Annotated in this window: 11 protein-coding genes; 4 read left to right on the top strand and 7 right to left on the bottom strand. The window is 39.8% G+C overall.

The window, feature by feature from the left end; translation table 11 throughout:
- Positions 1 to 228 precede the first annotated feature (228 nt).
- Together galU and ACSLUR_RS04560 are read right to left on the bottom strand one after the other, a co-directional pair.
- Positions 229 to 1,122: a UTP--glucose-1-phosphate uridylyltransferase GalU gene (gene galU / locus ACSLUR_RS04565; protein ID WP_448552197.1), complete on the bottom strand. Its 894-nt coding sequence runs from the start codon at positions 1,120 to 1,122 to the stop codon at positions 229 to 231.
- Positions 1,123 to 1,256: 134 nt separating this feature from the next.
- On the bottom strand, positions 1,257 to 2,600 hold the full coding sequence (locus ACSLUR_RS04560; protein ID WP_448552195.1) for a UDP-glucose dehydrogenase family protein: 1,344 nt from the start codon (positions 2,598 to 2,600) through the stop codon (positions 1,257 to 1,259).
- A 348-nt stretch (positions 2,601 to 2,948) separates the two neighbouring features.
- Here ACSLUR_RS04560 and ACSLUR_RS04555 point away from each other — a divergent pair, with 348 nt between their 5' ends.
- The 4 genes from ACSLUR_RS04555 (at position 2,949) to serA (ending at position 7,493) form a co-directional block, all read left to right on the top strand.
- Entirely contained in the window at positions 2,949 to 4,475 is a 1,527-nt protein-coding gene (locus tag ACSLUR_RS04555) for a peptide MFS transporter (RefSeq protein WP_448552193.1), read from the top strand.
- A gap of 209 nt (positions 4,476 to 4,684) precedes the next feature.
- Positions 4,685 to 5,449 carry a 5-formyltetrahydrofolate cyclo-ligase gene (locus ACSLUR_RS04550; protein WP_448552986.1) on the top strand — a complete coding sequence of 255 codons (765 nt, stop codon included), beginning with the start codon at positions 4,685 to 4,687 and terminating at the stop codon, positions 5,447 to 5,449.
- 56 nt (positions 5,450 to 5,505) lie between these two features.
- Positions 5,506 to 6,168, top strand: a complete 663-nt coding sequence (rpiA, locus tag ACSLUR_RS04545; RefSeq protein ID WP_448552191.1) for a ribose-5-phosphate isomerase RpiA — start codon at positions 5,506 to 5,508, stop codon at positions 6,166 to 6,168.
- A gap of 95 nt (positions 6,169 to 6,263) precedes the next feature.
- A complete protein-coding gene (gene serA, locus ACSLUR_RS04540) occupies positions 6,264 to 7,493 on the top strand; it encodes a phosphoglycerate dehydrogenase (RefSeq protein WP_448552189.1) in 1,230 nt (409 codons plus the stop codon).
- Between the two features lie 152 nt (positions 7,494 to 7,645).
- Here the strand turns inward: serA and ACSLUR_RS04535 are convergent, their stop codons facing one another.
- The 5 genes from ACSLUR_RS04535 to ACSLUR_RS04515 all read right to left on the bottom strand — a co-directional run bounded on the left by ACSLUR_RS04535 (position 7,646) and on the right by ACSLUR_RS04515 (position 12,819).
- Positions 7,646 to 8,788, bottom strand: coding sequence for a glycosyltransferase (locus ACSLUR_RS04535; protein WP_448552187.1), 1,143 nt, complete (start codon positions 8,786 to 8,788; stop codon positions 7,646 to 7,648).
- A gap of 57 nt (positions 8,789 to 8,845) precedes the next feature.
- Positions 8,846 to 9,988 carry a glycosyltransferase gene (locus tag ACSLUR_RS04530; protein ID WP_448552185.1) on the bottom strand — a complete coding sequence of 381 codons (1,143 nt, stop codon included), beginning with the start codon at positions 9,986 to 9,988 and terminating at the stop codon, positions 8,846 to 8,848.
- 229 nt (positions 9,989 to 10,217) lie between these two features.
- Positions 10,218 to 11,378, bottom strand: a complete 1,161-nt coding sequence (locus tag ACSLUR_RS04525; RefSeq protein ID WP_448552183.1) for a glycosyltransferase family 4 protein — start codon at positions 11,376 to 11,378, stop codon at positions 10,218 to 10,220.
- The gene (locus tag ACSLUR_RS04520; RefSeq protein WP_448552180.1) at positions 11,375 to 12,049 is read right to left on the bottom strand and encodes an ABC transporter ATP-binding protein; all 675 of its coding nucleotides are present in this window, start codon (positions 12,047 to 12,049) and stop codon (positions 11,375 to 11,377) included. The genes ACSLUR_RS04525 and ACSLUR_RS04520 overlap by 4 nt, the downstream gene beginning before the upstream one ends.
- Positions 12,049 to 12,819, bottom strand: a complete 771-nt coding sequence (locus tag ACSLUR_RS04515; protein ID WP_448552178.1) for an ABC transporter permease — start codon at positions 12,817 to 12,819, stop codon at positions 12,049 to 12,051. The genes ACSLUR_RS04520 and ACSLUR_RS04515 overlap by 1 nt, the downstream gene beginning before the upstream one ends.
- Between the last annotated feature and the right edge of the window lies 1 nt (position 12,820).

Here is a 12,820-nt window from a genome sequence, read left to right as displayed (position 1 = left end):
TGGTTCCTAAGCTGCCAAAAACACATTTTAAGTAATGCTTAGCAATGAAAAAGGAAAACTAGCTTATTTTGATATGGTCATTATTCTGGCACAGAAGATTACTGTAAACCATATAACAATCTGCTTTCATATAACATCTGGTTATTTGAAAGCAGATAAAACCAATAGAACATGGTGTATGACTTGTTAAATGCTAGATGTGCATTCGTTGATAATGATTTGTTCCAATTAGCTCAGTGAAGCAAGGAACTCGCTAAATTGTGCTTTTAACTCCGGATGGCGAAGCGCATATTCGACATTAGCTTTCATATATCCAAACTTTGAGCCACAATCGTGCGATTTCCCTGTCATGTGAAAAGCTTCTACCGTTTCAACCTTCATTAGGCTCGCAATTGCGTCCGTGAGTTGAATCTCATCGCCTGCACCAGGCGGGGTAAACTCAAGTAAATCCCAAATCTGCTCTGAAAGTACATAACGGCCAACTACAGCCAAATTAGACGGCGCCTCTTTCACTGGAGGCTTTTCAACTACAGCTGTCATTGGTGCCACTTCACCAGCGCCCAATTTTGCACCGCCACAGTCGACAACACCATAGCTACTTACTTTCTCCATGGGCACCGGTTCAACCATAATTTGACTGTTGCCGCTATTAGCGTATCGTTCAAGCATCGCTGCCAAATTCTCAGTATTTAGATCTGCGCTTGCATCATCTAAAATAACGTCAGGTAATACCACTACAAATGGCTCATTGCCTACCAATGGCCTTGCCTTAAGTACAGCATGTCCTAAACCCTTCGCCTCACCTTGACGAACGTGCATAATGGTAACGTCTTTAGGGCAAATAGATTGAACTTCATCAAGTAGCTGACGTTTCACACGGTTTTCTAACGTAGTTTCCAACTCAAATGATTTATCAAAATGGTTTTCAATTGCATTTTTAGAAGAATGCGTAACTAAGATAATTTCTTTTAAACCAGCACTTACACACTCATCAACAATATATTGAATCAATGGCTTGTCAACGATAGGTAACATCTCTTTAGGGATAGCCTTGGTTGCTGGGAGCATTCTTGTGCCCAACCCTGCAACAGGAATGACCGCTTTTTTAATTTTATTTGACATGAGTATCCTTCTTATACCGCTTCAATAATGTGTAACTAAATGAATTTATAATTGAGGGGGCTTATTGTATTTACCTATCACCATATAAGACCCGAGTATCAATACTAATCTGATGCCATAAAGTGTATAGGCCATTAACCTACAACTTTGACACTATCCCCGCGGCCAATAGCATAGTAGCTAAAGCCCTTTTCTTTCATCATACTTGGTTCATACAAATTACGACCATCGACGACAACAGGGTGTGTTAATGAGCTTTTAAGCATAGCTAAATCAGGCGCCTTGAACTGAGGCCACTCCGTACACACAACTAATGCGTCGGCTGATTTTAATGCTTGTTCTTTAGTACCGCACAATATTAGATCATCTCGTTCGCCATAGATTCGCTGACACTCTTCCATTGCTTTAGGGTCATATGCCTGCACTGTTGCGCCAGCTTGCCATAGGGCTTCCATTAGCTCTCTTGCAGGAGCTTCTCTCATATCATCAGTTTTAGGTTTAAATGAAAGACCCCAAAGCGCAATGCGCTTGCCAGCTAAATCTTGCTCAAAATGAGTATTAAGATGGTTAAAGAGTTTCTGCTTCTGAGAATAGTTGATACTCTCCACAGCTTCGAGAAGAGAAGGTTTATAATCTACATCATTTGCTGTTTTCACCAGCGCTTGAACATCTTTTGGGAAGCAAGAGCCACCATAGCCACAACCAGCGTAGATAAACTGATAACCGATACGCGAGTCTGAACCGATTCCGTGACGAACTGACTCAATATCTGCGCCAAGGCGCTCTGCTAGGTTTGCCATTTCATTCATAAATGAAATTTTCGTCGCCAGCATACAATTGGCCGCATACTTGGTTAGTTCAGCAGAGCGAACATCCATAAAAATCATACGGTCGTGGTTGCGGTTAAATGGTGCATATAACTCTCGCATTACCATTTTCGACGCCTCATTCTCGGTGCCAATCACAATACGATCAGGCTTTGAGCAATCGCTGACTGCCGCCCCCTCTTTAAGGAACTCTGGGTTAGAGACCACATCAAACTCTAGTTCGACACTTCTTGATGCCAGTACATCAGCTATTTGCGCACTTACCTTATCGGCGGTACCTACAGGTACTGTTGATTTATCGACAACAATTTTAGGCGATGTCATATGAGTTGCTATAGTTTTAGCAACGGCTAGCACATATTTTAAGTCAGCAGAGCCGTCTTCATCGGGAGGGGTACCAACGGCAATAAATTGAACTTCACCATGTTCAACGCCAGCCTGAGCGTCTGTAGTAAAATTTAACAAACCATCTTTGTAAGTTTGTTCGACTATTGGGGTTAAGCCTGGTTCATAAATTGGAATAATGCCTTTTTTTAGGTTAGCGACTTTCTCTTCGTCAACATCTACACAAACTACATCATGACCTACAGACGCTAAAATAGCCGCTTGCACAAGGCCTACATACCCAATACCAAAAACCGTTACTTTCATGGAATCCCTATTCGAAGATAATCATTGCTCTATCGCAAAGCATATTTGTATAACATTTCATTACTGCTCTTTCAGTTTTCAACTGATTACACTGCAGCAGCTTACTTGCATTTATGATAACCAAGTTTATTCACTAGCGATAGCCAATCAACATCCTAGCGCCTAAAAAGACAACTAATTAACTAATAAAACAGCAAATCAGCATAGTTAGTCAGTATGAAAATTAGGTTAAATACTCAATAAAATATTTCAGCTTATATTTCAAAGCCTTTATCTATCGAGCCTTGCCTTTCTTAGCTAGCAAAGGTATAACACGGGCTGATTTTGAATATTAGAAAGGATAATTATATGAATTCCCCTACTCCAGGGACTTTCTTCGGTCATCCAAAAGGCTTGCAAACCCTTTTCTTTACAGAAATGTGGGAGCGCATGAGCTACTATGGTATGCGTGCACTTCTTGTTCTTTTCATGACCACATCACTTCAAACTGGTGGGCTTGAATACACCGTAGCGACAGCAACGGCAATTTACGGTTTATATACCGCTTCTGTATATTTTATGGGATTACCTGGCGGCTGGATCGCTGATCGCCTAATTGGTGGTCAAAAAGCGGTTTGGTATGGCGGCATAATTATCATGTGTGGCCACATAGTTTTAGCTATACCTACAACATACAGTTTCTTTGTCGGCTTAATTCTAGTGGTACTTGGTACTGGCTTACTGAAACCTAACATTACGGCGCTAGTAGGACAATTATACGAAGATGGCGACGCACGTCGTGACGCTGGCTTCTCTCTATACTACATGGGCATCAACATCGGTTCATTGATTGGTTACACGGTAACGGGTTATCTTCAAGTCAACCAAGGTTGGCACTGGGCATTTGGCGCAGCTGCTGTGGGTATGGCTATTGGCCTTATCCAATATCAAAAAACGATAGGCAATTTAAATGGTGTAGCAAGTGAGCCTATTCAGCCGTTAGAGCCTAAGCAGAAAAAGCTTGCTTGGAATATTATTGGCGCTTTTGTTATCGCATTAGCTGCAACAACTGTTATGGTGATGAACGGTTCGTTGACCATTAACCCAGTAGCGGTTGCAGAATTTACCGCATATGCAATTGCAATATTATTCTTAGTTTATTTTGGCAATGTGTACTTCGGTGGCGGCTTAAGTGGCGTAGAAAAGAAACGTATGTGGGCACTGTTTTTGGTGTGTCTTGCGTCAATGTGCTTCTGGTCTGGATTTGAGCAAGCGGGTTCATCACTAAACCTGTTTGGTCGTGACTACACTGACCGTATGCTCGGTAGCTTTGAAATTCCAACAACTTGGTTCCAAAACGTTAACCCATTCTTCATTATCGTTCTTTCGCCATTTTTTGCCGCTTTATGGATCAATCTTGGCAAGAAAATGCTAACCCCATCTTATACGCTTAAATCGGCAATTGGTTTAGTGATTATGGGTTTAGGTTTCGTTGTTATGTTCTTCGCAGCGCAAGCTGCAGCGAGTGGCTTAAAAGTAGCTCCATACTTCCTAGTCGCAACCTACTTCCTTCATACAGTAGGTGAGTTAACTTTTAGCCCAGCAGCTCTTGCTGCCGTTAGTCGCTTAGCACCTAAACGCTTTGCAGGACAAATGATGGGGGTATTCGTACTGACCTACTCAATGGGTAATATTGTTGCAGGTTTATTTGCAGGTAACTTCGATCCAAACAATGTTGAAGAAATGCCAAATTTATACTTACAAATTAGCGTGTTCATTGTCGGTGCAGGTATATTGTTTGCCATTGCAAACAAGTGGGCGGCTCGTTGGGAAAACTCTGAAGAAGATATGAAACCCGATGAAAACGGCAAAAGCGCTGATAAAGTAACGGCATAATAAATAACTAAGCTAATAACTAAAACCTTTTAGCTCAATATAAGAAAGCACTGCGCTAATACCGCAGTGCTTTTTTTACATCTAACTTTACACGGTTATTTTCACTCGTTAATTTTTGCAAGCTCGTTTTTTGCCTCAGCTAATTGAATGTGTTTACACTAGTGATTATGCCACTCACAATTTGAGTATTGATCATCACTTTGAGCACAATTAACCCCCATTTATCTAACCTCGCAAACCTTGACCATATCAAACTGGCTCATGACAAAGTTCAGATCAGAACTGAGATCAGAAAACAGCGCTCGTTGCTTAGCAATCAAAGCCAGCACAAGGCCGCTATTGAACTAGTTTCACAGCTCACAAACATAGTAGATGTGAAAAGTGCGAACACTATTGCACTCTATTTAGCAAACGATGGCGAGTTGGATCCTAGCCAATTTATAAAATGGTGCTGGCAACAAGGAAAACGCGTTGTATTACCCGTATTACATCCTTTTACGGCAGGTCATCTATTATTTTTGCAATACACACCTAGTACTTTGATGCTTTCTAACCGTTTTGGTATTCCTGAGCCTAGGCTTGATGTGACAAAAGTCGTCCCCCTTTCATCTATTGATATTATATTCACGCCCTTGGTTGCGTTTGACAAAGATGGTCATCGTTTGGGCATGGGTGGCGGATTTTACGACCGTACATTAGCTAGTTTAGACAGATGCCCCTCAAAACAACCAATTCAAACTGCTGCAGCGCAAGCTACATTAACGCATACGACAATAAAGCAAACGACAATAACGCAAACTAAAGCGGTAGCTGCTGACGTCCAATTGGCACCTAAAAGTAAAACGAGTAAAGAAAATAAACTTATTGGTTTGGCACATGACTGCCAGCAAGTACCCCAAATACCAATTGAACCATGGGACATTCCGCTACCAATGATTGTTACACCAAGCCAAATTATTCGAGCTAAGTGTTAGATAGGTGGGCTATAATCTGGCGGCAATTATTTAGTTATCAAAATTCAGGTAAACAAATGACTCAAGACGAATTAAAAAAAGCCGTAGGACAAGCCGCCGTTAAGTTTATCAAACCAGATACCATTGTTGGTGTTGGCACAGGCTCTACCGTTAACCACTTTATTGATGCATTAGCGGAAATAAAAGATCAGATCAAAGGCGCGGTTTCAAGCTCACAGCAGTCAACTGAAAAACTCAAAGCATACGGTATTGACGTCTTCGACCTTAACGAAGTTAATGAGCTTGATGTTTATATCGATGGTGCTGACGAAATCAACGAACACATGCATATGATTAAGGGTGGTGGTGCCGCGTTAACGCGTGAAAAAATTGTTGCCGCAGTTGCAAAAGAGTTTATTTGTATCGCTGATGAAAGTAAGCAAGTCGGTGTGTTAGGTGAATTCCCTTTACCTGTAGAAGTTATTCCAATGGCGCGCAGTTATGTTGCTCGTGAGCTAGTAAAACTCGGTGGTGACCCTGTCTATCGCCAAGGTGTAGTAACCGACAACGGCAATGTTATTCTTGACGTTTACAACCTCAAAATCGTTGACCCGAAAGCGATGGAAGTCGCTATCAATGCCATTGTTGGTGTAGTGACTAATGGTCTTTTTGCCTGCCGTGGTGCAGACCGCTTATTGCTGGGTACTAAAGCCGGTGTAACCGAGCATAATTTAGGCTAGTTTGGACTAAATTAGTGCTTTAGAGTTACAGCACTATATGCTAGTTTAGATATCTAGCCATCTAAAACTAACTTTTATTACGAAGTATGGACATCATGAATAAAACATCTCTAGCTAAAGAAAAAATTAAAATTCTATTATTGGAAGGGGTTCACCCAAGTGCCCTTGAAGAGCTAAAAGCCAAAGGCTATAGCAATATTGAATACTTAAAAACCTCATTAGCAGAGAGCGAACTCATCGAGAAAATTAAAGATGTCCATTTTATTGGTATTCGTTCACGTACTCAGCTTACTGAAAAAGTACTAAGCAACGCTAATAAGTTAGTCGCCATCGGTTGTTTTTGTATTGGTACTAACCAAGTTAATTTAGCGGCGGCACAAGCACGAGGTATTCCTGTATTTAATGCGCCATTCTCTAATACTCGCTCAGTTGCGGAATTAGTGCTTGGTGAAATTTTACTGCTGCTGCGCGGTATTCCAGAGAAAAACGCTAAAGCACATCGCGGTGAATGGTTTAAGTCTGCTGCAGGTTCGGTTGAAGCCCGTGGAAAAACGCTAGGTATTATTGGCTATGGTCACATTGGTACTCAGCTTGGCATTCTTGCTGAAACCATAGGTATGCGCGTCCGTTTCTATGATATTGAAACTAAGTTGCCATTAGGTAATGCCTGCCAAGCACCTTCGCTAACGGCACTACTAAAAGAGTCGGATGTAATTAGTTTGCATGTCCCGGAAACGCCACAAACACAGAATATGATTGGCGAAGCCGAGTTAGAAGTGATCAAACAAGGTAGTATTTTAATTAATGCATCACGCGGTACGGTTGTCGATATCGATGCACTTGCCCAAGCGCTAGAAAGTAAGAAGATTGGTGGCGCTGCCATTGATGTATTCCCTGTTGAGCCTAAAGGCAACGACGAAGAATTTGTCTCGCCGCTTCGCGCATTCGACAATGTCATTCTTACACCACACATTGGTGGTAGTACCCAAGAGGCGCAAGAAAACATTGGCTTAGAAGTAGCGAGTAAGCTAGCTAAATACTCAGACAATGGCTCAACGCTATCAGCAGTTAACTTCCCTGAAGTATCACTGCCAGAGCACACAGGCACATCTCGCTTGCTTCACATTCACCATAACCAACCTGGCGTATTAACCGCGATCAACAACGCATTTGCTGGTTTAGGCATTAACATTGCAGCTCAGTACCTGCAAACGGATGACAAAATTGGTTACGTTGTTATTGAAGTGGAAACAGAAAGTAGCGAAGCAGCACTAGCTGAGTTAAAGCAAATCGACGGAACTATTCGTACGCGTATTTTGCATTAGATGTAAATCTTTAGATCTTAGCTGTACTTTGAGCTTCATTGAACGTTTATCTTTAACTGATTAAATTCAATGAAGCCCAAACATAAGATACTGCATGTTTACAAAGAGAACAGCCACCGATAGAGAGCTTTTCCTTTTGAATCTGCTATATTTTATTTGAGGTTTGTTACTCTTGAATAAAGCTGGCTAATTTCCTCTGCTACTCGTTCGATAGTGAACATCTTTTGGAATCGTCGAAGCGCATTCTTTCCAATTTCCTCTAAATCTGATTTTTGATAGATACTTGAAATTGCCCTCGCCCAGCTATCGGCGTCTCCAGAATCAATAACAAACCCAGTAACGCCATGCTCAACTACCCAGCTCATACCTGAGCCTTTAACGTTCGACACCATACAAGGTTTTGACTGTCTCATCGCTTCTAATAGCACAACACCAAACGCCTCTGTTTTTTCAATTGAAGGTAAACAGATAATATCTGCCCTCTCAATTTCTTGAATAAGCTCGCTATCCGACACTTTTCCTAAAAAGAAAACTCTTTCCGCTAAACCCAAGTGTTTAACTAGGCGTCGCAGGTACTTTTCCTTATCGCCATGCCCTATTATTGATAAATTTACATTTGCATTGGAGTCAAGCTTTCCTAGTGCTCTAATCAATACATCATGGCCTTTGTAATAGGTTAACCGACCAACAATTAACAAATTCAAAGAGGGCTCAGGGCGTGAGTTTTTTAAAGGACTACTGGGTAATGCCCTGATTCCGAGCGGTATTACACAAGTTTTATCGGAGGCAAATAAGAGGGGGATACTATCTTTGAAGTAAGGTGGAGAAGTCGCAATTACAGAGTTGCATGCTTTCAGTAACTTCTGCTCAAATATTTGATAAAATGGATATAACAATCTAACAGCAGCTGTTGGTTGACTACCAAGTACATCGGCATGCCAATGGACAACCCATGGAATGTTATTGGCTTGGGCTATAAAAAAGCACCAAAACGCAGATACATTAGGCATATGGATGTGAATAATGTCAGGCTTTTCAGCAGTAATCGCCTTATGTAAGATAGAACGAAAGCTTGGCGCAATTGGTGTAAAAGCTAATATTCCTAGTATGGGCACTTTATAGCTATTGTAACCATAATCATTTGAACACTCATATTTGCTTCCTACCTTATGTTGGTGCACAACACAACTAACGTTATGCCCCTGCCTTACTTGCTCATCCATCAAATCCATCATGACATTTTCTATCCCCCCTTTAAAAGGAGCGAAATACTTGCCTACATGCAAAATTCTCAAACCAATTTGCCTAATTATTATCAACACTCAATTTAAGAAAGTGAATAATTTGAGAAATCAAGTATTATTGCTCGCGTCAATATTTCTAGCTAGTTGTCGAAGGTCCATATTTGAAGCTTCTAATATGAAAGCCATTTTTTTTAAGAAAATATCTGCTGAGAATTGATTTGCTCTGCGCTCACACGCCTCTTTCATGCTCAATGCAACATTACCGCTCAACCTCTCTACAGCTTTAATAACATCAACCTCTGTCGGGTTTACTGGACATAGAATACCAGTTTTACCATCTAACACAGTTTCCAGTAAACCTCCTTCTTTAACTCCAATGACCGGTTTACCTGCCGCCATAGATTCAACTGGAGAAATCCCAAAGTCTTCATTCATTGGAAGGTAAATAGTAGCAATACATTGTCCTACTAAATTTATCAGTTGCTCCTTATCACACCAACCTGTAAATTGAATGTTCTTAAAGCCTTCAGCTGACTTCCTTAGCTTTTTCAACTGGCTACCACCAGAGGCAACAACTAGTTTCTTATCGGGCATTCTCTTAAAGGCCTCAACCACTAATGCAATGCGCTTATATGGTTCCAACCTAGCAGTCGATAAATAAAAGTCACTTTGGAACTGCCAACAATAATCATCTACATCGCAAGGCGGGTATACTACTATTGACTCCTGATTTAGATAATGTCTCAAGCGATTTTGCACATTTACAGAGTTGGCAATTACCAAGTCCATCTTATTTAGCGTAGCCTCATATCTAGGTTGAATATAGCATATCAGAGCCTTTAGTAGAGGACGCTTCCACCAACTGATACTTTGAAGGTAGTGAAGCTTCATATCATAAATAAAACGCGGAGGTGTGTGACAATACAATATATTCCCGTTCCTCTTTCTTTGGTGAACGAGTAAAGGAGCATTGGTTCCGCTAAAAATAACCTTTTGATATTCATTAATCTTCTTGGGCTTTTTCTTGAATGCTAGTGCAGTCTTTAGCGTTTGCCACCCTTGCACATCTGTCATAGCAGTTAGTGTTTTCAGGCGCCCTTTCTCTAAAGGAGAGAACTGATAGTTAGCTTTATTAACAAAACCAACCATCAACTCCATGTCTTGAAAATGTCTACATAATGTCAACGCTACGCCTTCAGCTCCACCTTTAGACAGTAAGAAATCATATACATGTAAGTATTTTTGATTCATTAAAAATAACCTGTTCTATCAATAGTAATTGTGCTTTGGCACGCCTCCAATTAAGAACTACATTAAGCAAAAACTTCTGTAACACATTTGCTAAGAATTAGTTTAGTCAACTCTATACCCGAACAACCCAAAAAGCTTAGAGAATTAGCTATTCTTATTAACTTTTTAGAAACTCTATAAAGTATAAGTGCGTCAAAATAACAAACTTAACCGCCTTCTAATTTTGGGTTCAGCTTAAGGCTTTATATATGTCCATGGTTTTTTCTGCACACTCGGCCCAGGAGTAGCTTTTTGACTTATGTCGTCCTAATTTTGCTAACTCTAGATACATTCCTTGATCTTCAGACAACTCAATGATTTTTCTGGCCATATCTTCAATAGAAAAAGGATTCACCATAACACCACAATCTCCAACTATATCTGCCATTGGAGTATTATCTGAAGTTACAACAGCCGTATTACAGCTCATAGCTTCTAAGACAGGCAAACCGAAACCTTCGTAGATTGAAGGCATTAATAGTGCTCTAGCACCACTATAATAATATGGCATATGTTCTTCTTGAACATACCCTTTATATAAAACTACCCCCAAACGCTCCAACTCACGGATTTTAGTCATAACTCTATCTGACTTCCACCCAACGCCGCCAATAATAACAAGCGGAAAAAATTGTACTCTTTTATCAAAGTAAATTTTAAACGCATCTAGTAATCTATCCAGATTTTTGCGCGGTTCAATTGTAGATACGAATAAAAAATACTTGTGATAAAGCAAATTGTCCTTACTAAGAAACATCGCGACACTCGATTTTTCTTTCGGTAAAAACTGCTCAGACACACCTAATGGAGTTACAAAGACTCTATTTTTCGTATTTGGAAAGTGTTTTAAAATTTCGTCACGGACCATAGGGCTTACAGTGACTATTGCATCTGCCGACTTTTCAATATTTTTGAGCTGCTTGTTAATAAACTTCAACCTATTGCTGGGGTGAAACTCTGGAAACAGCAGCGTTGATAAATCATGAACAGTAACAACTTTTTTACCGCCAAATTGGGGTAGGTGAAAATTTGGAGAATGAAAAATAAAATCTTTATAATTAGATAAAGATAACCTCTCCTTAATTGGTATTACTCCCATATATAATGAAGTGGCTAATTTGGAACGAGAGAGATATTCTCTGACTTTATTTTTTTTATTTTCACTAGCTGAATTGTTGCTATGACTAGTCTTAAAGTCTTTTAACTCAAAGAACCGTCCGTGAGCAAAAAACAGCATTCGTTCCATATCATTACTTGCTGAAACCTTTTTAAGAATTTCTCGCGAATAATATCCGACACCAGACATTTGATTAAGAAGAGAGTCCACACCAAAGATTACTTTAACGCTCATACGCTCTCTAGGTACTCCTCACAAATGACTTTAGCATCTCCAATTTTGTATTCAAAAGGTGACTTTAAATAAAGTACTTTATTACATAGCCTCGAAATTTGATGGATATCATGACTAACAATAATTACACAATTATCTTTGGTCAGATTAGAATTGAATGCCTTTTCTGTTTTAAGTCTAAAATCTTCATCGCCGACACCTAATATCTCATCAACTAAAAGAACTTTAGCTCTAAGGAAGGTAGCAATTGCAAAAGCGAGGCGAGCTTTCATGCCATCCGAATATGATCGAGTTGGTAAGTCTATTGAACCCGAAATTCCCGACAAGCCTATAATCTCCGGTGTAACACGTTTCACTTCCTCTAACCCGTAACCTAGAAGCATTCCGCTCAGCACAATATTGTCTCGTCCAGATAATTCACCTTGGAAGCCAACTTGGAGAGAAATAAGAGAAATATTGTTAGTTGCTATTTTAACAGTGCCTTTTTCAGGCGGAAAAACACCAGCTATAAGTTTCAATAAAGTACTTTTGCCAACTCCATTAGAACCAATAACGCCACAGACATCTCCATAATCGAGCCTAAAATTCAAGCTTTCAAATACTTTCTTTTGATTACCGCCCGCTCTAAATGAAAAGCTAACATCGTTTAATTCAATCGCTTTATTATTCATTACTTATCAACTATAAATTTTAATATCCACGGCTGTTTCTTATTTAAATATAAAAATAAAAAAACAGAAAAAAACAATGAACAAACCCCAATTATAAGTAAGCCTACAACATCGGGTTGAGTATCAACCATCAAGATATCCCTGTAAGACTTAATGATAAGGGCAAATGGATTTAGGAAAAATATTGACTGCATTTCATCAGGGATTGCGTCATATTTATAAAATATACCTGAAGCAAACATACACAAAAGCAATGACGTTTGTACCACATACAGCAAGTCTCTAACAATTGACACTAAAAACGCCACTAGTATGCCTAATGCGCACGTCAATAAAAACTGTACTATGATCACAAATGGTAAATATGGTAGGTATGTTGACCAACCTTCGCTACCTAAGGCAACTAAAAGCAACAATGCTGAAAATGTAACTCCTTGTTTCCAGAAGTCTTGAATCAACGTAGCAATTGTAAATGTTAATATGGGGACACGAGCCTTAGTCAGAACCTCAGTGTTCCCATGAATGCTGTTGACGCAGTGGTTAATGGACTTTTCACTCCATAGCCAAGGGATCAAGCCACATAGCAGATAAACTGGAAAATTCTCTATTTCCGATTGAATCAAATAGCCAAAGACAAATAAAAAGACAGCCATATACATTAAAGGCTCTAATAACCACCAAATGTAACTAAGGTAGCTGTCTTTTACTTCTGCTTTAAGTTTTAATTTTGCACATACAAAAGATAACCTAACATAATGTAAATACTGCATA

The sequence above is a fragment of the Thalassotalea montiporae genome, assembly GCF_053485855.1.
The sequence above is the reverse complement of the archived record's forward strand: the minus strand, read 5'-3'. Positions and strand labels throughout refer to the sequence as shown.

Excerpts from the sequence above, each read along its gene's own strand:
- galU (WP_448552197.1), bottom strand. The coding sequence starts at position 1,122 with ATGTCAAATAAAATTAAAAAAGCGGTCATTCCTGTTGCAGGGTTGGGC.
- ACSLUR_RS04560 (WP_448552195.1), bottom strand. The coding sequence starts at position 2,600 with ATGAAAGTAACGGTTTTTGGTATTGGGTATGTAGGCCTTGTGCAAGCG.
- ACSLUR_RS04555 (WP_448552193.1), top strand. The coding sequence starts at position 2,949 with ATGAATTCCCCTACTCCAGGGACTTTCTTCGGTCATCCAAAAGGCTTG.
- rpiA (WP_448552191.1), top strand. The coding sequence starts at position 5,506 with ATGACTCAAGACGAATTAAAAAAAGCCGTAGGACAAGCCGCCGTTAAG.
- serA (WP_448552189.1), top strand. The coding sequence starts at position 6,264 with ATGAATAAAACATCTCTAGCTAAAGAAAAAATTAAAATTCTATTATTG.
- ACSLUR_RS04530 (WP_448552185.1), bottom strand. The coding sequence starts at position 9,988 with ATGAATCAAAAATACTTACATGTATATGATTTCTTACTGTCTAAAGGT.
- ACSLUR_RS04525 (WP_448552183.1), bottom strand. The coding sequence starts at position 11,378 with ATGAGCGTTAAAGTAATCTTTGGTGTGGACTCTCTTCTTAATCAAATG.
- ACSLUR_RS04520 (WP_448552180.1), bottom strand. The coding sequence starts at position 12,049 with ATGAATAATAAAGCGATTGAATTAAACGATGTTAGCTTTTCATTTAGA.
- ACSLUR_RS04515 (WP_448552178.1), bottom strand. The coding sequence starts at position 12,819 with ATGCAGTATTTACATTATGTTAGGTTATCTTTTGTATGTGCAAAATTA.